Below are 22,003 nucleotides of genomic sequence, written 5' to 3' on the forward strand. Positions count from 1 at the left end.
CGTTTTTAAAATAACGGCTCTTAATTATGTCGTCTTCCCTTGGTGGCGATAAATAATGTCCGGTGCAGGTTTCCCTGACACCGTCACTGTTATTTCTTTGAGGTGGTTATGTTCAGAAAACTGGCAGCAGAATGCTTTGGTACATTCTGGCTTGTATTCGGTGGTTGTGGTAGTGCGGTTCTGGCTGCGGCTTTTCCGGAATTAGGCATTGGTTTTGCCGGCGTCGCGCTGGCATTTGGTTTAACCGTGCTGACCATGGCTTATGCCGTAGGTCATATTTCCGGCGGTCATTTCAACCCGGCTGTGACTTTAGGTCTGTGGGCGGGCGGTCGCTTCCCGGCGAAAGACGTTATCGGTTATATCATCGCGCAAGTTGTCGGCGGTATTATTGCAGCAGCCATTCTTTATCTGATTGCCAGCGGTAAAACCGGCTTTGATGCAGCGGCCAGTGGTTTCGCGTCTAACGGTTACGGCGAACATTCACCAGGCGGTTACTCCATGCTTTCCGCTATCGTGATTGAAATTGTGCTGACCTGTGGCTTCCTGATTGTTATCCACGGTGCAACCGATAAAAACGCACCTGCCGGTTTCGCGCCAATCGCCATCGGTCTGGCACTGACGCTGATTCACCTGATCAGCATTCCAGTGACCAACACCTCTGTGAACCCAGCGCGTAGCACCGCGGTGGCAATCTTCCAGGGTGGCTGGGCGTTGCAGCAGCTGTGGCTGTTCTGGCTGATGCCAATCATCGGCGGTATCCTCGGGGGTGTGCTGTACCGCACATTGCTTGAGAAAAAATAAGGTTCAAATAGATTCCCTGAAAGCCCGGTTTATTCCGGGCTTTTTGTTCTTTGACAAAGGAGGAAAAAGCGTGGTTTTTCCTCCTTTGTGGTTATCAGCCGAAAATCAATAAATCGATTTTCCTTGTTTTCAGTCTGGTGCCCAAAAGAAACCTTCACTCGTTAGAGGTTTGTCATCCGTCTCATAAGCCCGGCAAATGCCGGGCTTTTTCTTTTTTCGGGTGGCTTTACTCGCCCGGGCTCTTTCGGTAGTGTCTGGTGTGCTTTTTCCACACTAAAGGTCTGGGTCTTTCATGTTTTCAGGATTGCTGATTATTCTTGTGCCACTGATTGTGGGTTACTTGATCCCGCTGCGTAGCCGCCCTGCGCTGCAGCTGATTAACCGCCTGCTCAGCTGGATTGTTTACGTCATTCTCTTTTTCATGGGGATTAGCCTGGCCTTCCTGGATAATCTCGCCAGCAATCTGTTAGCTATTCTTCATTATTCCGCTGTCAGTATTACGGTTATTCTGCTGTGCAATATTATTGCCCTGCTGTGGCTGGAACGTGCCCTCCCCTGGCGTCATCATCATGCACAGGAAAAATTGCCTTCACGTATTGCGATGGCGCTGGAGTCATTACAGCTGTGCGGCGTGGTATTACTTGGCTTCCTGCTTGGGCTCACCGGCTGGTCGGTTTTACAACATGCCACCGAGGCCAGCGAATATACCCTTATTTTCCTTTTATTCCTGATTGGTATTCAGTTACGCAATAATGGCATGACCCTGAAACAAATCATTCTTAATCGCCGGGGAATGATGGTTGCCGTGGTCGTAACAGTCAGTTCACTGGCGGGCGGAATCATCAATGCCTTTATTCTCGGCTTGCCACTGAAAACCGGCCTCGCCATGGCTTCCGGTTTTGGCTGGTATTCCCTGTCCGGTATTTTGATGACCGAAGCGTTTGGCCCGGTGATTGGCAGCGCCGCCTTTTTCAACGATCTCGGCCGCGAATTAATTGCCATTATGCTGATTCCTGGATTAGTGCAACGTAGCCGCTCCACGGCATTGGGCCTGTGCGGGGCAACGTCGATGGACTTCACGCTGCCGGTCTTACAACGCTCCGGTGGGCTTGAAATCGTCCCTGCGGCCATCGTCCACGGCTTTATTTTAAGCCTGTTAGTCCCGCTGCTGATGGCCTTCTTCACGGCGTAATACCTCTATGGCGGTAGCTTTCTGCCGCCAAAATTGCTTTAAATCAATCTCCCTTTAAGTTGCCACACAAAACCCTTTTCAGCGTTTCTGACGAGGCTTAACCTTAAACATGTATTTTAAATATAACTTAAAGGATCTGATCATGTTTTGTGTGCAATGTGAACAAACTATTCGTACGCCAGCGGGCAATGGCTGCGCTTATGCGCAAGGGATGTGCGGGAAGACGGCACAGACCTCTGATCTGCAGGACTTGCTGATTGCCGCGCTGCAAGGGCTTTCCGCCTGGGCAGTCAAAGCCCGTGAGTTCAACATCATCAGCCATGAAGTTGACAGCTTTGCCCCTCGCGCCTTCTTTTCGACCCTCACTAACGTGAATTTTGATTCCCCACGAATCGTCGGTTACGCGCGTGAAGCCATTGCCCTGCGCGAAGCGCTGAAAGCTGAGTGTCTGAGCATTGATGCAAACGCTGCTGTCGATAATCCGATGGCCGGTCTGCAACTGGTCAGCGACGATCTCGGTGAGTTGCAGCGTCAGGCCGAAGCCTTTACGCCAAACAAAGACAAAGCCACCATAGGCGACAATATTCTTGGCCTGCGTCTGCTGTGCCTGTACGGCCTGAAAGGCGCGGCAGCCTATATGGAACACGCCCACGTCCTCGGCCAGTACGACAACGCTATTTACGCCCAGTATCACCAGATTATGGCGTGGCTCGGCACCTGGCCTGCGGACATGAACGCTCTGCTTGAGTGCTCGATGGACATCGGCCAGATGAACTTCAAAGTCATGAGCATTCTGGATGCCGGGGAAACCAACGCTTACGGGCACCCAACGCCAACGCAGGTCAACGTGAAAGCGGTGGCAGGCAAAGCGATTTTGATTTCCGGTCACGACCTGAAAGATCTCTATAACCTGCTGCTGCAAACAGAAGGCACCGGCGTCAACGTCTACACCCACGGCGAAATGCTGCCCGCGCACGGCTACCCGGAACTGCGTAAGTTCAAACATCTGGTCGGGAACTACGGCAGCGGTTGGCAGAACCAGCAGGTCGAATTTGCCCGCTTCCCGGGCCCAGTGGTGATGACCTCCAACTGCATCATCGACCCAACCGTCGGCGAGTACGATAACCGCATCTGGACCCGCAGCATCGTCGGCTGGCCGGGCGTGAACCATCTGGAAGGCGACGATTTCGCCCCGGTTATCGCTCAGGCTCAAAGCATGGCGGGCTTCCCGTACAGTGAAATTGAGCATCTGATCACCGTTGGATTTGGCCGCCAAACGTTACTGGGCGCGGCAGATACTCTCATCGATCTGGTTAGCCGTGAAAAACTGCGCCACATCTTCCTCGTCGGCGGCTGTGACGGCGAACGTACCGAGCGCAGCTACTTCACCGATTTCGCTACCAGCGTGCCGGATGACTGCCTGGTGATGACCCTCGCCTGTGGCAAATATCGCTTTAACAAACTGGATTTCGGCCACATTGAAGGCCTGCCGCGCCTGGTCGATGCTGGTCAGTGTAATGATGCGTACTCCGCCATCATTCTGGCTGTCACTCTGGCGGAAAAACTGGGCTGCGGCGTGAACGATCTGCCGCTGTCACTGGTGCTCTCCTGGTTTGAACAGAAAGCGATTGTTATTCTGCTGACGCTACTCTCGCTCGGCGTGAAAAACATTGTCACCGGGCCAACCGCACCGGGCTTCCTGACGCCAGATCTGTTAGCAGTGCTGAACGAAAAATTTGGTCTGCGTTCGATCACCAACGTCGAGCAAGACTTGCAGCAAATGCTGTGCGCGTAAGGAGAAACTCATGACCATGCCAACTCCACAGTGCCCATGGCGGATGCAGGTCCATCACATTCATCAGGAAACACCGGATGTGTGGACGCTTTCCCTGCTGTGTCACGACTATTACCCTTACCGAGCCGGGCAATATGCGCTGGTGAGTATCGGTAATTCTGCCGACACGCTGCGCGCCTATACGCTCTCTTCCACGCCGGGTGTGAGCGAATACATCACGTTGACCGTTCGCCGCATTGAGGACGGTAAAGGTTCAGAATGGCTGACGCGTGATGTTAAGCGCGGCGACTACCTGTGGCTGTCCGATGCGCAAGGTGAATTTACCTGTGAAGACAAACCGACAGACAAGCTGCTGCTTCTCGCGGCTGGCTGTGGCGTCACGCCGATCATGTCGATGCGCCGCTGGCTGGCGAAATATCGCCCGGAAGCGGATGTGCAGGTGATATTCAGCGTGCGTTCGCCACAGGATGTGATTTTTGCCGATGAATGGCGTGACTATCCGGTGACGCTGGTCGCCGAAAATAATGCCACGCACGGCTTTGTTTCCGGGCGGCTGACAACCTCGCTGCTGGAATGCGTGCCGGAGTTGGCTTCCCGCACCGTAATGACCTGCGGCCCTGCGCCTTATATGCAGTGGGTTGAAGAGAACGTTAAAGCGCTGGGCGTCACGCGTTTCTTCAAAGAGCAGTTCTTTACGCCGGTCACAGAAGCCGCCACCAGCGGAGTGAAATTCACCAAGCTGCAACCGGCGAAGGAATTTTTTGCGCCAGTTGGCACCACATTACTGGCTGCGCTGGAAAGCAATAAAGTGCCCGTGAATGCGGCCTGTCGGGCGGGTGTTTGCGGGAGTTGTAAAACGAAAGTCGTTTCGGGCGAGTACACCGTCAGCAGTACCATGACGCTGACTGAGGCAGAAGTGGCGAGTGGCTACGTGCTGGCCTGCTCCTGCCATCCTCAAGGGGATTTGGTGCTGGCCTGATAAAAAACGCCCGGTGGCGCAATGCTTACCGGGCCGACAAAGGCATCGAACCGTAGGCCGGGCAAACACAGTGCCGCCCGGTAAAGTCCCCGCGATAACCTCAGCGTGGGGATTTTTTTATTTCCAGGCTGAATCTTTGGCTAAAACAAAACGGCCTGCGCCCAGGAAAGCAACCGCCAGCGAGCTGATAAAGAAATACACCAGGCTTTCAATCGCCCACGCGCCCACAACGTCCAGAGCAAAAGTTTTACCGGTACCCACCATCAACCACGCCACGACCATAGTAAACGCCAGCACCAGCGCAGCAGGACGTGTCAGAATGCCCAGAATAATCAGGATTGGCGCAACCACTTCGCCAATCAGCACGCCGTAAGCAATAAACCCTGGCAACCCTTTCGCCACCAGCATGCCGCTAATGCCCTCAACGCCGCCAAACAATTTGTGCAGGCCGTGAAACAGCATCAACCCGCCCACCGCCAGACGCAGCAGCAGTTTACCCAGATCATCACAAGCCAGCGTTTTATTGATTGTATTTAACAATGATTTAACCATTTGAAAGTATTCCCTGTTTTCCCAGAAGTAAAACCAGCTTATGCCGAATAATTGCGCAAATAAACCTGCTGAAAATAAGGGGATTTTGCCAGGCAGACAAGCGAGTTTCATCTAAGCTTGTAAGCGCCAGCACAAAAAGGAGAAGGAATTTATGAAGCAAACTGTGGCCGCTTACATTGCGAAAATGCTTGAACAAGCCGGGGTAAAACGTATCTGGGGTGTGACCGGAGACTCCCTCAACGGGCTCAGCGACAGCCTCAACCGAATGGGTACCATCGACTGGATGTCGACCCGCCACGAAGAAGTGGCCGCCTTTGCAGCAGGTGCTGAAGCGCAGTTAACCGGTGAACTGGCGGTCTGCGCCGGGTCATGTGGGCCAGGAAACCTGCATTTGATCAACGGCTTATTCGACTGTCACCGCAATCACGTTCCCGTATTGGCAATTGCGGCACACATTCCTTCCAGTGAAATCGGCAGCGGCTATTTCCAGGAAACTCACCCACAAGAGCTTTTCCGCGAGTGCAGCCATTACTGTGAGCTGGTCTCGACACCAGAACAGATCCCACAAGTGCTGGCGATTGCCATGCGCAAAGCCGTGCTTAACCGAGGCGTTTCGGTGGTGGTATTGCCCGGTGACGTGGCGCTGAAGCCCGCGCCAGAAACGGCGAGCACGCACTGGTATTCCGCCCCGCAGCCCGTTGTGGTGCCTGAAATGGCAGAACTGCACAAGCTCGCCCAGTTGCTGCGCTACTCCAGCAATATCGCCCTGATGTGCGGCAGTGGGTGTGCTGGCGCGCATAAAGAGCTGCTGGAATTTGCCGGAAAATTGAAAGCGCCAATTGTTCACGCGATGCGCGGCAAAGAGCATGTGGAATACGACAATCCTTACGATGTCGGGATGACCGGGCTCATCGGATTCTCTTCAGGTTTCCATACCATGATGAATGCCGACACCCTGATTTTGCTCGGCACCCAGTTCCCTTATCGCGCCTTTTATCCGACCGACGCCAAAATCATCCAGATTGACATCAATCCGGCCAGCATTGGCTCGCACAGCAAAGTGGATATGGCGCTGGTCGGCGATATCAAAACCACACTGGCAACGCTCACCCCGCTGCTGGAAGAAAAAACTGACCGTCATTTCCTGGATAAAGCGCTGGAACACTATCGCGAAGCGCGTAAAGGGCTCGATGATTTGGCGAAACCCAGCGAGAAAGCGATTCACCCGCAATATCTGGCGCAGCAGATCAGTCATTTTGCTGCCGATGACGCCATTTTTACCTGTGATGTCGGCACCCCAACCGTCTGGGCGGCACGCTATCTGAAGATGAACGGCAAGCGTCGCCTGCTCGGTTCCTTCAACCATGGTTCGATGGCTAATGCCATGCCGCAAGCGCTGGGTGCTAAAGCCACCGCGCCAGAGCGTCAGGTGGTGGCCATGTGTGGCGACGGCGGTTTCAGTATGTTGATGGGCGATTTTCTCTCAGTCGCACAACTCAAACTGCCGGTGAAAATCATCGTCTTTAACAACAGCGTGCTCGGTTTTGTGGCGATGGAAATGAAAGCCGGAGGCTACCTCACCGACGGTACTGAACTGCATGACACCAACTTCGCGCGCATCGCTGAAGCCTGCGGCATAACCGGCATCCGCGTGGAGAAAGCCGCCGATCTGGATGAAGCTTTACAGCGAGCTTTCAGTACTGAAGGGCCGGTTCTGGTCGACGTGGTGGTGGCGAAGGAAGAGCTGGCCATCCCACCGCAAATCAAGCTGGAACAAGCGAAAGGGTTTAGCCTGTATATGCTGCGTGCCATCATTAGCGGACGCGGGGATGAAGTTATCGAACTGGCGAAAACCAACTGGCTCAGGTAAAAAGAGAGGCATAACCCTGATGCAAAAAAGGAAATGCCGTGATCGATTTACGTAGTGATACCGTTACCCGTCCGAGTCGTGCCATGCTCGAAGAGATGATGGCCGCCCCGGTCGGGGATGATGTGTACGGGGATGACCCGACCGTCAATGAACTGCAACGTTATGCGGCAGAGCTGGGTGGCAAAGAAGCCGCCCTGTTTTTGCCAACGGGAACGCAGGCCAACCTGGTGGCGTTGCTGAGCCACTGTGAGCGCGGCGAAGAGTACATTGTCGGCCAGGGTGCGCATAACTATCTGTACGAAGCTGGCGGAGCTGCCGTGCTTGGCAGTATTCAGCCACAGCCTATCGACGCCGCGCCCGACGCGACGTTACCGCTAGATAAAGTGGCGGCGAAAATCAAAGCCGATGATATCCACTTCGCCCGCACCAAATTGCTCAGTCTGGAAAACACCCACAACGGCAAAGTGCTGCCGCGCGAATACCTGAAAGCAGCGTGGGAATTTACCCGTGAACGCAAGCTTGGCCTGCACGTTGACGGCGCGCGTATCTTTAACGCCATTGTCGATTACCGCTGCGAGCTGAAAGACGTCACGCAATACTGCGATTCCTTCACCATTTGCCTGTCAAAAGGCCTCGGTACGCCGGTCGGTTCTCTGCTGGTCGGCAGCGCGGAGTACATCAAACGCGCCAACCGCTGGCGTAAAATGACTGGCGGCGGCATGCGTCAGGCGGGCATTCTGGCTGCGGCTGGTCTGTATGCGCTGAAAAACAACGTTCAGCGTTTGCAGGAAGACCACGACAACGCCGCCTGGATGGCGACAGCGCTGAAGGAAATTGGTGCAGACGTAATGCGCCACGACACCAACATGCTGTTCGTGCGCGTCGGTGAAGAAAATGCAGCGGCACTGGGCGAACATCTGCGTGCCAACGGTATTCTGATCAACGCCTCGCCTGTCGTGCGTCTGGTGATGCACCTGGATGTCAGCCGTGAGCAGTTGACTGAAGTGGTTCGCCACTGGCAATCCTTTCTGAAGAACTGAGGGAATAACGTGCCGCAAACTATTCTGGTGCTCGGCGCCAGCGGCTATATCGGCCAGCATCTGGTGACCGAACTGAGCTCGCAGGGTTATCCCGTGAGGGCTGCGGCACGTAACACGGATCGTCTGCAAAAACTGGCGCTACCTGGCGTCAGTTGTCATCACATCGATTTGCACTGGCCTGTTAACTTGCCGAAGCTGCTTGAAGGTGTCGATACACTTTACTATCTGGTGCACGGCATGGGCGAAGGCGGCGACTTCATCGCCCATGAGCGACAGGCCGCGCTGAACGTTCGCGATGCGCTGCGGGAACAACCAGTGAAGCAGGTTATTTTTCTGAGTTCGCTTCAGGCTCCCGAAAGCGAGCAATCCGATCACTTACGCGCCCGCCAGATCACCGGTGATGTGCTGCGTGAAGCGGGTGTTCCGGTGACAGAATTGCGAGCGGGAATTATTGTCGGCGCAGGCTCTGCGGCTTTTGAAGTGATGCGAGATATGGTTTACAACCTGCCGGTTCTCACGCCACCACGTTGGGTGCGTTCGCGCACTACGCCAATCGCACTGGAAAACCTGCTGCATTATCTGGTGGCTCTGCTCGACCATCCTACCGCCGAACACCGCGTGCTGGAAGCCGCCGGGCCGGACGAACTGAGCTATCAGGAACAGTTCGAACACTTTATGCGGATCAGCGGCCGCCATCGTCCGTTGATCCCCATTCCGTTCCCGACCAGCTGGATTTCCGTCTGGTTTTTGAATGTCATTACGTCGGTTCCCCCGACTACAGCCAAAGCGCTGATTCAGGGGTTGAAGCACGATTTGCTTGCCGATGACCGCGAATTGCGCGCGCTGATCCCGCAAACGCTTCTCTCTTTTGATGAAGCGGTGAAACGCACGCTGAAAGAAGAAGAACAGCTGATGAACTCCAGCGACTGGGGCTACGATGCCCAGGCTTTTGCCCGCTGGCGGCCTGAATATGGGTACTTTCCGAAGCAGGCGGGCTGTACCGTCAGTACGTCAGCCAGCCTCGCCTCGCTGTGGCAGGTGGTGAATCAGCTTGGCGGCAAAGAACGCTATTTCTTCGGTAATATTCTGTGGGATATCCGCGCTTCTCTGGACCGGCTTATCGGCCATAAGCTGGCGAAAGGCCGCCCGGAACACGCGTTTTTACAAACCGGTGACGCGGTAGACAGCTGGAAAGTCATTATCGTCGAGCCGGAGAAACAGCTCTCGCTGCTGTTCGGCATGAAAGCGCCTGGGCTTGGTCGTCTCACTTTTACGCTGAAAGACAAAGGCAGCTACCGGGAAATCGACGTTCGCGCCTGGTGGCATCCGCACGGTATGCCAGGCTTACTGTACTGGCTGCTGATGATCCCCGCGCATCTGTTCATTTTTAAAGGCATGGCCAGGCGCATTGCGAAACTGGCGGAAGAAATCTCGCGCAATCAGCCGAAATGAGTTTTTTCTTCATAGTTTCCCATTGCAAGTCAGCGTAATTCACGGAAAAATGCGCACGAAATTCTTTTCAGACACAGTGGATGGATATGAAGGTACTGGTCACCGGCGCCACCAGCGGTTTAGGCCGTAATGCGGTGGACTATCTGCGCCGTAAAGGCATCAGCGTCAGAGCTACCGGTCGCAACGAAGCGATGGGCAGACTGCTGGAAAAAATGGGCGCCGAATTCGTCCATGCAGATTTAACCGAACTGGTGTCTTCTCAGGCCAAAGTGATGCTCGCCGGGGTCGATACCCTGTGGCACTGTTCCAGCTTCACCTCACCGTGGGGAACACAGGAAGCCTTCGATTTAGCCAACGTGCGGGCAACCCGTCGCCTTGGCGAGTGGGCGGTTGCCTGGGGCGTGCGTAACTTTATTCATATCTCTTCGCCGTCGCTGTACTTCGACTATCACCATCGCCGAAACATTCAGGAAGATTTTCGTCCGCAGCGTTTTGCCAATGAATTTGCCCGCAGCAAAGCGGCCGGGGAAGAAGTCATTCATTTGCTGGCGCAGGCGAACCCCAACACGCGTTTCACCGTGTTGCGTCCGCAAAGCCTGTTCGGCCCGCACGATAAAGTGTTTATTCCACGCCTGGCGCAGATGATGCACCACTACGGCAGCGTGCTTTTGCCTCGCGGAGGCGCTGCGCAGGTTGATATGACGTATTACGAGAATGCGGTGCATGCAATGTGGCTGGCGAGTCAACCTGTCTGTGACTCACTGCCGTCAGGCCGGGCGTATAACATCACCAACGGCGAACCGCGCAGCCTGAAAAGTATTGTGCAAAAGCTGATTGATGAGCTGGATATCCATTGCCGCGTGCGTTCTGTGCCCTACCCGATGCTGGATATGGTGGCCCGCAGCATGGAGCGCTTTGGCAACAAAGCCGCCAAAGAGCCGTCATTTACGCATTATGGTGTGTCGAAACTCAATTTTGATTTTACGCTGGATATCAGCCGCGCAGAGAAAGAGCTGGGCTACCAGCCGATTGTGACGCTCGATGAGGGCATAGTGCAGACAGCAAACTGGCTGAAAGATCACGGTAAGCTACACCGCTAATGTTTCTTTATCGCCCGGCGGCGCTGCGCTTGCCAGGCCTACAATGTTGGCCAGGCCGGTCACCCGGCAATAACAGTTAAAAAAACGGCAACCCGAAGGTTGCCGTTTCAGACTGCTGACAAAGAAGGAAAAAGCGTGGTTTTTCCTTCTTTGTGGTTATCAGCCGAAAATCAATAAATTGATTTTCCTTGTTTCTTATTAGGCACCCTATGACAAATCTTCATTCGTTAGAGGTTTGTCATCACTCTCAAACGGCAACCCGAAGGTTGCCGTTTCTGTTTTACTCACTCTTAAAGAGCACTCCACGCATCAGCCCATGCAAGGCCTTTACCTGGCTCGTAGTAAGTTGGTGCATTGTTACACCAGCCGCTGTACGGGTAAGGTTTGCACTGGAACAGCTGGCCGTGGTTATTCACGATATCGCCCGCTTTCCATTTGGTGTTCGCGCTCCACGCCGGGTAAGTCCCGGTCTGGTCGCCAGCAGAGGCTTTCGCGTTCACGTTCAGCAGATAAGTGGTGGTGCTGCTCAACTCGCCATCGCTAACGGTCAGGCTGACTTCGTATTGAGCCGCCGCCGCTGCTTCTGGTGCGTTGAAGGTGATCACCGCTTTATCTTCACCGCTGACAGACTGGCCATTCTGAGTGGTCCAGGTGTAGGTCAGGGTGTTGCCGTCTTCGTCAGTCGACCCCGCAGCGCTCAGCGAAACGGTAGCCCCTGCATCAACGGCACCAATTGGCCCGGCAATCTGCGCGACTGGCGCATGATTCACGGTCGTTGGCTCTGCTGGGGTTACTGGCTCGTCAGGAACCGTAGGCTCAACAGGAGTGACTGGCTCTACCGGCGTGACAGGTTCAACCGGAGTCACGGGCTCTTCAGGCACCACTGGAGGCTGCACGGTATCGTCTTCGCCCGTCACATTGACGTTGAAGAAGTGTTTCACACACTTGGTGTAGTCACCCTCTTTGAAGGCGCTGAATGGCGTCTGATAGCCCACCAACTGGCAAGAGTAAGTCTGGCCTGATGGCGTATCCGCACTCCATCCCCAATCCTGTTCCCAGTAAATTTTCAGGGAACCGGAACCGCCTTCATCGAACTGCTTCATGTTGGCGCAACCGAGCACTTCGTTAGCCGGAACCGGAACTTTCAGGTAGTTAGCGAACTCTTTGTAGTACTTGATACGGTTCTCAGACTGAGCAATCTCAGTCGGGCCGCCGCACTCAACGCCGCCGTTGATGATCTGCGTGGTCACACCAAAGCCCGGCACCAGGCCGTTGGCTTTGTCATGATCGTTTGGCTGCCAGCTGCCATCAATCACCTGCAGCATGCTTGGTTTCGGCGGCTGCGGGTAAGCGAAGAAGAAGATAGCCGAGGCCAGGTTCAGCCAGGTATCCGCCACCAGCTCAGGTTTTTCCAGCAGCACGCTAACGTCGCCGTACATCGCTTCAGAGAACGGGCCGTAGTTGTAGTTGTAAGACAACTGCTTAGCACCGCGACCGAAGTAGCTGACGAAATCGCCGTCTTTATCTTTGCCGCACGGCCAGGTCTGACCCTGCCAGATATCCGGCGCACATTCGCCGTTGTAACCGCCCTTCTGCCCTTCGCTCCAGCCCATTTCACGCACATACACCAGTGCCTGACGCCATTCGGCTTCTGGACGCCAGCTTTCATGGCCGCCGGTTTCCTGCGCGAAGTGCGCAAACATGGTGGCCAGGGATTTACGACAAATAGCATCGCTGTCACGGCCATCGGTATAGGTCTGGCACAGTGCCGGGAATTTACCTACTGCTTTGAGGAAGTTGCTGTAGGTGTATTCAGGCGCGCGCAGCGGGAACAGATAATCCCAGTCGCTGGCTTTCACCAGCCCTTCAACGCGTTTGACGTTTTCCGGGTTCGACGCTTTGCCAGGTTCAATCTGTTCAACCAGGCTGTTGTCCAGCGTACGGATGGTCGATTTCACTGCGGCCATCAGCGGAAAGTCGGTCAGCTCCTGCTCTTTTTGTTGCAGATCACTGGCTTTGACGGTGTACGGCTCGCTGCTGGCCTGAAGCTGTGCAGCTTGTGCCATAAACGGTGCAACACAAGCCCCGGCAACCAGCAGGCTTAATAATGTCCTTTTGTTCATCTCGGTAATTCCTGTTAAATACAATAATATGATGGATGCGGATGAAAACTGATTTCAGTTTGCTTATTCGTCCGTGGGGGAAAACAAGCCCGGGGGGTATTTCACGTTAATGAAAATAATCATTCCCGGCGTGTTTTTTCAGCGTTTGATATTTAGCCCAAACCTTTCGGGCATACACCATTCGCTTTGGGAAGTTTTCTTTTCTCAGCCCGGCGTTATAAGCGCCGACCGCTTCCCAGTTATAGCCATAAACTTTAATCATGCCTGAGAGTATTGAAGCGCCGACCATAATAGAGGTACAGGGCTCAGTTATCAGGCGGTATTCATCAATGCCACTGCGCTGAAGTTCAGCAAAATGCGAACTGTTAATCTGCATTAATCCGACATCGTAAGTGCCATCATGATTCTGACCGATGGCTGAAGGATTCATGCCTGATTCAACATTAGCAATAGCGTAGAGTAAATAAGGATCAACATGATAATAATGGGCGGCGTTATTCCAGCAATTGGCCAACGCACTCTGGCTCATTATCATCAACAATAAAAATAGCGTCTTCATATTCAATCCCGTTATTTTTCATTGCCCGTTAATCCTTTCCACTTATTCACTTCCGGGCCTGTTTATCCTGCGGGCAGAATGCTGCCCGCAGGGTTAAGGCTGGAAATTATTGACAGTCAGTTGCCGCGCCGGTTTTCACCCACACATCGCTGTTGCCCGGCATATCACCCTTCGTCCACCATTTAGCACGGTAAGCCGAGCCGTTGTAGGTGGTGGTATCGCCGCTGTTGTAAACCACATCAGAACGCCAGTTGAATTTCACCTGGCTAACCAGTTCCCAGGCATCCACGCCGAAGCCAGGTTTGTTACCCTGAGTCCAGTATTTTGCCTTCCAGACCAGGTTATCAGCGCTGACGGTATCGTTCGCGTTATAGACCTTGCTGGCGCTCCACGCTGCATGTTTGCTGGCGTTAGCATCAACAGGCGCATCGCAGCTACCGGTTGCCTGACCTTCATCCGCTGGCGTGTTGCCTTCGTCTGCTGGTGTATTCCCTTCGTCAGACGGGGTGTTCCCTTCATCAGACGGGGTATTGCCTTCGTCCGCAGGCACGTTGCCTTCATCAGCCGGAACTTCTGCTGCTTTCGGCGTGACGGTGACTTCTACGCTTGACTGGACGCTGGTCTTGCCATCGTTAACCACCACGGTCACGGTATAAGTAGCCTGAGATTCTACATCTGGCGCAGTAATGTTCAGGTTGGCGGTGCCGTTACCCGTTGCCTGCATTGCTGCCGGAACGCTCCAGGTGTACGTCAGCGCGTCACCGTCTGGATCGGTCGCTTGAGCGTGCAGGGAGTAAGTCTGACCCGATTCCAGCGTTACCGCTTCCAGTTGGTTAACAACCGGAGCCTGGTTCGCTTTTGGCGCTTTGTTCACAACCTGAACATCTGCCGTGCTGGTCAGCCCTTTCGCATCGGTAACCGTCAGGCGGAACACCAGAGTCTGGTTGCTGGTGACAGCCGCCACATTGAAGGTTGCTCTCGCATTCGTGCTGTTAGTGATGTTGACAGACGTTCCAGAAACCTGAGTCCATTTGTAGGTGATCGCATCGCCATCCGGATCGGTGGAGGCAGAACCATCCAGCGTCACGGTTGCCGGGCCAGTCACCATCTGATCGGCTGCAGTCGCAATCGGTGCATGGTTGGTGACCACAGGATCAACCGGCGTTGAACCGCCGCCGACCAGGCTTTCATTCATCGCGTTCAGGATGTCGCCGGTATCGGAGTCGATAGACCAGGCAAACAGGCCGCCCAGGTTTTTCGCCAGCACATATTTGCCTTTGGCGGTTGCAGAGCGCGCATCTTCATAGGTGATCAACTCACCGGTTGATTTATTGAACAGAGACGGGGCTTCTGCCGCGGTGTCATAGCTGTATTCCCAGCCTGGTTTGCCTTTGTATTCATTGGCAATCTGACGGTAGTCAACTACGCCTGGTTCCCAGGTGCCTCTCACTTTGTCGGTCGCGGTGCCAGTGAATGGATTGTTGCCGGTATAACCGTGAACCCCTGTCCAGCCGCGGCCGTACATGGCGGTACCCACCACAATCTTGCCTGGCTGCACGCCCTGACCGAGCAGCGCGTTCACGCCGTTGTCAGTGGTGTATTGGGTATCTGGTTTCCAGGACGCACCGTACAGCGCATTCTGATGGCCCAGTTCGTCCATGCTCCAGCCGCCGTGGAAGTCGTAGCTCATCAGGAAGATATGATCGAGATATTGTTGCGCGGTGGTGTAATCCACGTCTTCAATTTTATCCTGACCGGAACCGATCGCCGAGGTCAGCTCAAGCTTACGGCCGGTTTCTGCCGACAGATCGTTGAGCATAGCGCGCAGATCCTGCATCAGCAGGGTGTAGGTTTCTTTATCCTGCTGAGGGTTACCCAGCGCAGCATTCTCGCCGCCGCCGCCCGGGAACTCCCAGTCGATATCCACACCGTCGAAGAATTTCCAGGTTTTGAGGAAGTCTTTCACAGACGCCACGAAGCGATCGCGGATCACTTTGTCATGCATTCTGTAGAACGGATCAGACAGGGTCCAGCCGCCGATGGATGGCAGCACTTTCAGGTCCGGATGCGCTTTTTTCATTGCCATCAGCTGACCAAAGTTGCCTTTGTACGGGTCATCCCAGCCAGAAACACCAGCTTGCGGCTTCTGCAATGCCGCCCATGGGTCATGAATCGCTACCTGGAAATCCTGACGACCGTTACAAGAGCGTTTCAGCGCTTCAAAGCTGTTGCCGCCTTCTATGGTTTTCAGGCTGTCGTTGATACCGTCGCCGCCACAAATAGGAATGAAGCCATACAGGATATGGTTGAGGTTCGCCGCAGGGATTTTATCCACCGGGAAATTACGATCGTAAACGCCCCACTCTGGGAAATAAGCGCCGACGACTTTGTCGGTGTGCTGAGCAAGCGTTTTGTTGTTTTCTTGCATCGTGGTGGCCAATGGCAGCAGATGACTGCCGTCGGTGTCGGCAACGATAATCAGTTTGCTGGCGCTGGTGCTGCACCCGCTGGTGTTACACAGCTCAACCGTTTCCTGATAGCGGCCACCTTTCATGACTTTAAAACTTGCGGTGCCGTTCATGCTGCCCGCGCCGGTCCAGACGGTTTTACCATCCAGCAGCACTTTTGCAGACGTGGGGGCCGCCCCGCTCCAGACGTCCCACTGCACTTTTACGTCAGCGCCGTCGTGGACTTTAACCAGACTGTTATAAGCCGTGGCGGACTGGTCCACTTCAACAATGGCAAATTTATCATTACCGCTGGAGATAGTGGCTTTACCCGGTACAGCTGCAAATACCGGGCTTGCCACCGCGGCAACAAAGAGCGCCAGATATTTAGGCTTCAGAAATTTCATTATTAGATCCTGATAATACGATTTGTGAAAGTAAATACCCATGTCATTCCATTCAACATGGACAAGTTATGATGAATAACCCTTCTTAAGAACAACGTATAAAAAACGACTTACGAAACAACGACTGTATTACGCCGACTCCCTCCCTAAAATAAAATCTGCTGCAAGGTCCTTTTCGTGACACCAAGAATACAGGGCGTTTTATATTTCCCTCATTCCTTTCCCTGGTGAAAAAACTTCAAATAAAACTTGACTGGCCGATTTAAAACGAGAAATTCATCATTCGCAGAATAAAGGTCACCATTCCGGCAATAGCAAGAGAAGGACCAAAAGGAATAAGCGTATTTTTACGCTCGGATTGAATAAACAACACAGAAACGGCAATTCCGCTCAGGGCGGCAATCAGCACCAGCGTCGGCAATGACTGCCAGCCACACCAGGCTCCAAGGGCTGCCAGCAGTTTAAAATCTCCGTACCCCAGCCCTTCTCGCCCGGTCAATAGCCGAAATGCCCAGTACAGCAGCCACAGCGAAAGATACCCGGCGACCGCGCCGTACAGCGCGTCGGTCAATGGCAACGTATGAAATAAGGCGCTGGTCAACAAGCCAGCCCACAGCAGCGGCTGAGTCAGGCTATCCGGTAGTAGCAAATGCCGTGCATCGATAATCACCAGTGGCAACAGCAAGCTCCACAGCAGCCACAGTGAAAGCAACACGGGCAATGAAGGCGCAAAGGCAGCGCTGAAAGCGAAGAAAAGTGCGCTGAACACTTCGACCAGCAGCAAACGAACCGGGATAGCAGCCTGGCAGTGGCGGCAACGCCCACGCAGGCAGCACCAGCTCAGCACAGGAATATTTTCCCAGCCGCTTAGCGGATGAGAGCATTCAGGGCAATGGGAAGCCGGAAACAGCAGATTCCCCGCCCCTTCTTCACCCATCACCAACGGCGGAATACGTTCTGCCACCACGCCCAGAAAACTGCCGATAATGGCCCCCAGCCCGGCGCTCAACGCGCAAAGCCCGGGGAGATTCTGGGTCTGTATCAGCATCAACGGATTCACGCGATTTTGCCCCAACTCAGCGTAATGTGCGCGCTCACATCACTCAGGTGATCGACTGGCGTCAAATCGACTTTTACCATTCTGACCCCGGAGGTCATATTCATCTCTCGCAGCCAGTTTTTGAGGGTATAAACGTTGACTCTGTCGATACTAAAAGATAATGACTGCCCATCCTGACGCAATTCCGTCAGTGAAAGGTGGATCTCTTTCGCGCTGTCTTCCACTACGCTGCGAGGATTGCTGACTTTCAATACTTTGGCCTGAAGGTGATTTTTGTTAATTTCTTCACGCATCCAGTTCAGGGTTTGTTTCTGTTTGAATAAAGCTGTCTGGTTATCTTTAATCATTGCATCCAGCGGCGTCATCGCACCGTAATAAATAACGGCGCAGCACAGCACCCCGGCGCTGAATTTAAATAATAAGCGTTCACGCGGGCTGTAATTCTGCCAGCGGGCTTTTAATTGGGCGACACGTTCTTTCATTTGAATTTCCCGGTAACTATCGCGGTATAAGGGGCTTCGCTGGAAATGGGCTGCAGGGTTAACGCAAAGTGCTCATTGGCCTGATTCACAAAAGTCTGAATCGCCTGGGCGTCCATCGATTTCACATTCAGCGTGAGCTGCCCCTGCGTATCGTCGTATTCCACTTCACTGACTTCCACAGCTGGCTGCGATTGCCTGATTTGCTCCAGGGCATCAAGCTGAATAAAGAACCCCTTCTGTACTTTGCTGAGGCTCTGCCCAACGTGATATTTCAGGTTGGTGGTCTGACGCAAAGTGGGGAAATAGTGTTGCGCCACTTCGAGCATCTCACTGGCCACCTGTTCCTGCTGTTGACTCAACATCCAGGCCGCCCCGAGGCGTGGCCCTAACAACAGGCCAATTCCCAGCAACACCACGGCGGTCATCAGCGCTTTGGTATGCTTAAAGCGCGGACCTTGAGCACTGCGTAAGGAAAACTCGCCGTGCAGCAAATTAATGCGACACGCCTCCCACTGCGGCTGGATAAGCACCAGCGGGTGTTGCCACGCCAGCGCCTCATCCACGCGAACGCCTTCTGGCGCATCGCCGTAGCAACGCACTTCCCCTTCACCGCATTTGCTCATCAGCAACGGCAACAGGCCTGCATCCGCTTCACACGCACTGAACGGCGAGAAGCGCAGCCAGTAGCTTTCTTCAAGCGCCACCAGCGTGGTACCGCCATCACTGACGGGCAGCAACATCGCGTCCGGCAGCGCCTGGGTGACGCCCAACCCGGCTTCGGAAAAAAGCGTCAGCCAGCGACGCAGCACATCGGCGTGGATTGCCATGGCATCTACTTCCCGCCCTTTTTTGTTCACTACCGTCCAGTGAAGGCCGTCAACATCGCCAATCAGCGTCTCTTCGGCCATCCATGAAAAGACCGTTCCTTGTGCGGAAGCGCCTTTTTTTGGCAGTGAAAAGTGACGGAAAATCATTTCGCTGGCCGGCAGCAGCAAGCAGATATTGCTCGCCCACGGATGGTCTGCCAGCGTGTTCAGCTCACCCCATCCCGCCAGCGTGCCAACCTGCTGACTCCCGGATTCGCACCACAAAATCTTGTCGTCCTCATGCGTGCCGGGACGAATAAATAGCACCTGTTTCATCGTGTTTTACTTGTGTTATTCAGCCATTCGGTAACGACGTTGCCAGGTAATCACCTTGCCAGCTTCACTATCAACATGAAGCTGACTGACAACGCGCAGTGTTAAATCGTCGGTACTGCCGGTGCTGCTGACCCGAAAATCACGGCTCCCCACCGCAATCCGCTCCTGAATCTGCGCCATAAGTTCTTTGGTCTGCGGATACTCGGTTTCCAGCACCTTGCTGAACGCCTCCAGCGAGTCCCAACCCTCTTCAGGACGGGACTCAATCAGCCGTTTCGCGGCATCGGTATTCAGCGTGCCGGTAAAAATTGCCGCCAGCAGCGGGGCCTGTTCGGGCGTTAAGGTATTGACGTTCACCTTGCCGTCGGTATCGGGCAGCGCACACAGCAGCTTGCTGGCTTTCGCCCATGCCGTCAGCGGGAAGGCTGGCAACTGTTTGATTTCATCGATAGTGCGCATCATCTGGTTGGCCGGTCCACGAGCCGGAATGACGCTCGCCCAGGCATCCTGTTCCTGACCTTGTTTCGCCGTGAGGTTGTCACCGTCGAGGTCATCCACCAGTTGCTGATACACCTCTTCGGCTGTCGTCGCGCTGACACCGCTGTCGATAAGCAACTGTTCGGTAATCTGCTCTTTGACTGGTTTCTCCGGTAACGCCCCTGGCGCGTCGGCAGGTTTTGCCGCTGCGCTGTCTTCAGCAATCAGGCTGTTGACGTTAAAGCAGGTTCGCGCGTCCTCTACCTGGCTTGTCACGGTGTAGTTTTCACCCTGCGTTTCCAGCGGCTGCGCCCAGTCACCGTTCGGCGACAGGCCTTTGCTTTCGCTGCTGGCCTCTTTTTGCAGCCCATTTTCGAGAACGGTTTGCTGGCGTTGAATGGCCCAGCGCAACGTCTGCTGGCTCACCTGATAATGGGTTTTCTGCAAATGCCGACAAAACTGCTGGCTGATTTTGGCGGCCAGCGCCGACATCATCACCAGCAAAATAAGCACCATCAGCAGAGCGACCCCGCGCTGTTTACGCCATGAAATATCACGCATTATTTCGCCCCCGTTTCAGCCGCGAGCGTGGGCTGTGGTTCAACGGGTACCGGCTGGGCCGGGTCGGTTTTCTCTTCCGGTTGGAGAGTCTGGCTTTCCGGCATATCGCCCGGCGTCATAAAAATCCAGCGCCAGGTGTCGCCGTTTTCCATCGTCAGTGTCAGCTCCACGCCGGCGGGCTGATGGTCTGTTTCCGGCCATTCGTCCTGCCAGCCGTCACTCCAGAAGCGCCATGTCATCGAACTCACTTCGTTCAGAATGGGCACCTCTTCCGGTTCGACGCCTGCCGGGCTGTCGATAGTGCTCCAGACATCACGCCACAGCCGTTTGTCTTTCAGCCGCCAGCGCACACGTTCCAGTTGTAATTGCCCACTGATCCCACTCAGGGTGGTCAGTTCAAGGCCATCGGCTCGTTCAACAAAAGCATCCCCTTCATTACGCGGCGCGCGTGCCTGTGCCTGATAAAAATCGCGCGAGAGCAGATTGTAGGTACGCTGCAATTGGGTGATCTTCACGGCCGCAGCATCGCTGGCTGAAGAAGTGCGCATCGCGCCATCCAGAATTTGCCAGGCCAGCGTGCTGATCACCGCAAAAATGGTCAGCGCAATCATGATTTCCAGCAACGTAAAGCCCTGCTGGCGTTGCGTCTGTTTGCTCATTCCCCTTCTCCCGGCTGCGTCAACTGGAGGGCAATCACCGGCTGCGTTTCTTCACCTTCGCCATACACCCGCACCTCATCGGCAAAGGCATTGGCTGAGGTTTTCACCCGCTGGATATGCCAGTTCCAGGTGCGCCCGCCCATCGTTTCACTGCCTTCCAGTTCATCGTCGGGAAAATCCTTTTGCATCAACTGAGCTTGCGCCAGCAGGTTTTCCGCGACCCAACTCGCCTGAAGGGTTTCCGACAAACTGTGGGTAAAGCGCACGTTCAGGGAGACGGAGTTCATTAGCGCCAGCGCCGCGGTGGAGAAAATCACTAACGCGACCATCACTTCCAGCAGCGTCATGCCCTGCTCTTTCTTGTTGCTGTCAGTCATCGTTCTCCACCTCAACCGGCGTCGCGCCCTGCGAGGCCACGTGAAAGCGCACTTTTTTGTCCGCACTTTGCAGGCTGAGTTTGAATCGGCTCAGCTCGCCATCGGGTAAAAAGACAATCTGCGGCACGTCATCCAGCGTCGCCGCCAGACGTTGCGGGCTGAGCGAGACGTACATCTCTTCCGGAAACTGGCCATGAGTCAGAATTCGACCTGCGGCTAGCGGCACCCAGTGACGGCCGTTATCGCTGCCTGTTTGGGTCACCAGTTGATATTCCGTTGAGGTCACCACCAGCCCAACAATATTGCCGTCCATCACCGCGCGGTCAGAACCATATTCAACGAGGGATTTCATTTGCTGCCCCAATATATCTGCGCCGCTGCGAGAAGGAATGGTTGAGACCACCATCATGGCGCAGCAGGAAAATATCACCAGCGCCACAATAATCTCCAGCAAGGTAAACCCACGTTGCTTATTCATTAGTTTTCTTTGGTATCAGCAGACCAGTTGCTAATATCATCGGCGGTATTAGCTTCAGCATCCGGGCCGGAAGAAAAAATATCGACCGCGCTGTGTTCACCAGGGCTGACCAGAATATAGTCATTGCCCCACGGGTCTTGTGGCAGGCGGCGAATATAGCCGTCATCGCGATACCCTTTTGGAATTGGCGCGATTTCAGGTTTGGTCACCAGTGCCTGCAAGCCTTGTTCGGTGGTGGGGTAGCGATGGTTATCCAGTTTGTACATATCGAGAGAGCCTTCCAGCGCCACAATATCACTGGTGGCTTTTTGCACATCGGCCTTCTCTTTATTGCCCATTAAATTCGGCACCACCATACTGGCTAATACGCCAAGAATAACGATAACGACCATTAATTCGAGCAATGTAAACCCCGCCTGATGTTGCAGACGTTTTATTTTCACAGACATG

Annotated in this window: 20 protein-coding genes; 8 read left to right on the forward strand and 12 right to left on the reverse strand. The window is 54.3% G+C overall.

The genetic code is table 11. The features are described 5' to 3' along the window. Positions 1 to 108: 108 nt before the first annotated feature. From aqpZ to hcr, 4 genes are all read left to right on the forward strand, one after another. Positions 109 to 801 carry an aquaporin Z gene (gene aqpZ / locus ACI2I2_RS05495; protein WP_404656979.1) on the forward strand — a complete coding sequence of 231 codons (693 nt, stop codon included), beginning with the start codon at positions 109 to 111 and terminating at the stop codon, positions 799 to 801. A gap of 292 nt (positions 802 to 1,093) precedes the next feature. Next, the gene (locus ACI2I2_RS05500; RefSeq protein WP_404656980.1) at positions 1,094 to 1,993 is read left to right on the forward strand and encodes a lysine exporter LysO family protein; all 900 of its coding nucleotides are present in this window, start codon (positions 1,094 to 1,096) and stop codon (positions 1,991 to 1,993) included. Positions 1,994 to 2,135: 142 nt separating this feature from the next. After that, the gene (gene hcp, locus ACI2I2_RS05505) at positions 2,136 to 3,788 is read left to right on the forward strand and encodes a hydroxylamine reductase (RefSeq protein ID WP_404656981.1); all 1,653 of its coding nucleotides are present in this window, start codon (positions 2,136 to 2,138) and stop codon (positions 3,786 to 3,788) included. A gap of 10 nt (positions 3,789 to 3,798) precedes the next feature. Further along, positions 3,799 to 4,767 carry an NADH oxidoreductase gene (gene hcr / locus ACI2I2_RS05510; RefSeq protein ID WP_404656982.1) on the forward strand — a complete coding sequence of 323 codons (969 nt, stop codon included), beginning with the start codon at positions 3,799 to 3,801 and terminating at the stop codon, positions 4,765 to 4,767. 117 nt (positions 4,768 to 4,884) lie between these two features. Here the strand turns inward: hcr and ACI2I2_RS05515 are convergent, their stop codons facing one another. Next, positions 4,885 to 5,319, reverse strand: coding sequence for a DoxX family protein (locus ACI2I2_RS05515; protein WP_404656983.1), 435 nt, complete (start codon positions 5,317 to 5,319; stop codon positions 4,885 to 4,887). A 151-nt stretch (positions 5,320 to 5,470) separates the two neighbouring features. On the opposite strand from ACI2I2_RS05515, the gene poxB reads away from it, so the two are divergent. From poxB to ACI2I2_RS05535, 4 genes are all read left to right on the forward strand, one after another. Beyond that, positions 5,471 to 7,189, forward strand: coding sequence for a ubiquinone-dependent pyruvate dehydrogenase (gene poxB / locus ACI2I2_RS05520; protein WP_404656984.1), 1,719 nt, complete (start codon positions 5,471 to 5,473; stop codon positions 7,187 to 7,189). Between the two features lie 38 nt (positions 7,190 to 7,227). Further along, positions 7,228 to 8,229: a low-specificity L-threonine aldolase gene (ltaE, locus tag ACI2I2_RS05525; RefSeq protein ID WP_404656985.1), complete on the forward strand. Its 1,002-nt coding sequence runs from the start codon at positions 7,228 to 7,230 to the stop codon at positions 8,227 to 8,229. 9 nt (positions 8,230 to 8,238) lie between these two features. Then, positions 8,239 to 9,681 (forward strand): DUF2867 domain-containing protein, encoded by a 1,443-nt coding sequence (locus tag ACI2I2_RS05530; protein ID WP_404656986.1) that lies wholly within the window; start codon positions 8,239 to 8,241, stop codon positions 9,679 to 9,681. Positions 9,682 to 9,767: 86 nt separating this feature from the next. Continuing rightward, positions 9,768 to 10,781 (forward strand): NAD-dependent epimerase/dehydratase family protein, encoded by a 1,014-nt coding sequence (locus ACI2I2_RS05535; protein WP_404657107.1) that lies wholly within the window; start codon positions 9,768 to 9,770, stop codon positions 10,779 to 10,781. Positions 10,782 to 11,071: 290 nt separating this feature from the next. Here the strand turns inward: ACI2I2_RS05535 and ACI2I2_RS05540 are convergent, their stop codons facing one another. The 11 genes from ACI2I2_RS05540 to gspG all read right to left on the reverse strand — a co-directional run bounded on the left by ACI2I2_RS05540 (position 11,072) and on the right by gspG (position 22,002). Continuing rightward, the gene (locus ACI2I2_RS05540; protein ID WP_404656987.1) at positions 11,072 to 12,904 is read right to left on the reverse strand and encodes a glycoside hydrolase family 19 protein; all 1,833 of its coding nucleotides are present in this window, start codon (positions 12,902 to 12,904) and stop codon (positions 11,072 to 11,074) included. A gap of 106 nt (positions 12,905 to 13,010) precedes the next feature. Continuing rightward, complete coding sequence (gene iagB, locus ACI2I2_RS05545; protein ID WP_404656988.1) at positions 13,011 to 13,463, reverse strand: type III secretion system invasion protein IagB; 453 nt, start codon at positions 13,461 to 13,463, stop codon at positions 13,011 to 13,013. Positions 13,464 to 13,569: 106 nt separating this feature from the next. Beyond that, entirely contained in the window at positions 13,570 to 16,317 is a 2,748-nt protein-coding gene (locus ACI2I2_RS05550) for a glycosyl hydrolase family 18 protein (protein ID WP_404656989.1), read from the reverse strand. 262 nt (positions 16,318 to 16,579) lie between these two features. Next, on the reverse strand, positions 16,580 to 17,377 hold the full coding sequence (locus ACI2I2_RS05555) for a prepilin peptidase (RefSeq protein ID WP_404656990.1): 798 nt from the start codon (positions 17,375 to 17,377) through the stop codon (positions 16,580 to 16,582). After that, positions 17,374 to 17,859, reverse strand: coding sequence for a type II secretion system protein GspM (gene gspM, locus ACI2I2_RS05560; protein WP_404656991.1), 486 nt, complete (start codon positions 17,857 to 17,859; stop codon positions 17,374 to 17,376). The genes ACI2I2_RS05555 and gspM overlap by 4 nt, the downstream gene beginning before the upstream one ends. After that, complete coding sequence (gene gspL, locus ACI2I2_RS05565) at positions 17,856 to 19,001, reverse strand: type II secretion system protein GspL (protein WP_404656992.1); 1,146 nt, start codon at positions 18,999 to 19,001, stop codon at positions 17,856 to 17,858. Before gspL ends, gspM begins: the two co-directional genes overlap by 4 nt. A gap of 15 nt (positions 19,002 to 19,016) precedes the next feature. Next, complete coding sequence (gspK, locus tag ACI2I2_RS05570; RefSeq protein WP_404656993.1) at positions 19,017 to 20,039, reverse strand: type II secretion system minor pseudopilin GspK; 1,023 nt, start codon at positions 20,037 to 20,039, stop codon at positions 19,017 to 19,019. Continuing rightward, complete coding sequence (gene gspJ, locus ACI2I2_RS05575) at positions 20,039 to 20,698, reverse strand: type II secretion system minor pseudopilin GspJ (RefSeq protein WP_404656994.1); 660 nt, start codon at positions 20,696 to 20,698, stop codon at positions 20,039 to 20,041. The genes gspK and gspJ overlap by 1 nt, the downstream gene beginning before the upstream one ends. Then, complete coding sequence (gene gspI / locus ACI2I2_RS05580) at positions 20,695 to 21,075, reverse strand: type II secretion system minor pseudopilin GspI (protein WP_404656995.1); 381 nt, start codon at positions 21,073 to 21,075, stop codon at positions 20,695 to 20,697. Before gspI ends, gspJ begins: the two co-directional genes overlap by 4 nt. Next, positions 21,068 to 21,553, reverse strand: a complete 486-nt coding sequence (gene gspH, locus ACI2I2_RS05585) for a type II secretion system minor pseudopilin GspH (RefSeq protein ID WP_404656996.1) — start codon at positions 21,551 to 21,553, stop codon at positions 21,068 to 21,070. Before gspH ends, gspI begins: the two co-directional genes overlap by 8 nt. Further along, positions 21,553 to 22,002, reverse strand: coding sequence for a type II secretion system major pseudopilin GspG (gene gspG / locus ACI2I2_RS05590; RefSeq protein ID WP_404656997.1), 450 nt, complete (start codon positions 22,000 to 22,002; stop codon positions 21,553 to 21,555). The genes gspH and gspG overlap by 1 nt, the downstream gene beginning before the upstream one ends. Between the last annotated feature and the right edge of the window lies 1 nt (position 22,003).

Origin of the sequence: Scandinavium sp. NPDC088450, assembly GCF_044900545.1 — a bacterium.
GTDB lineage: Bacteria > Pseudomonadota > Gammaproteobacteria > Enterobacterales > Enterobacteriaceae > Scandinavium.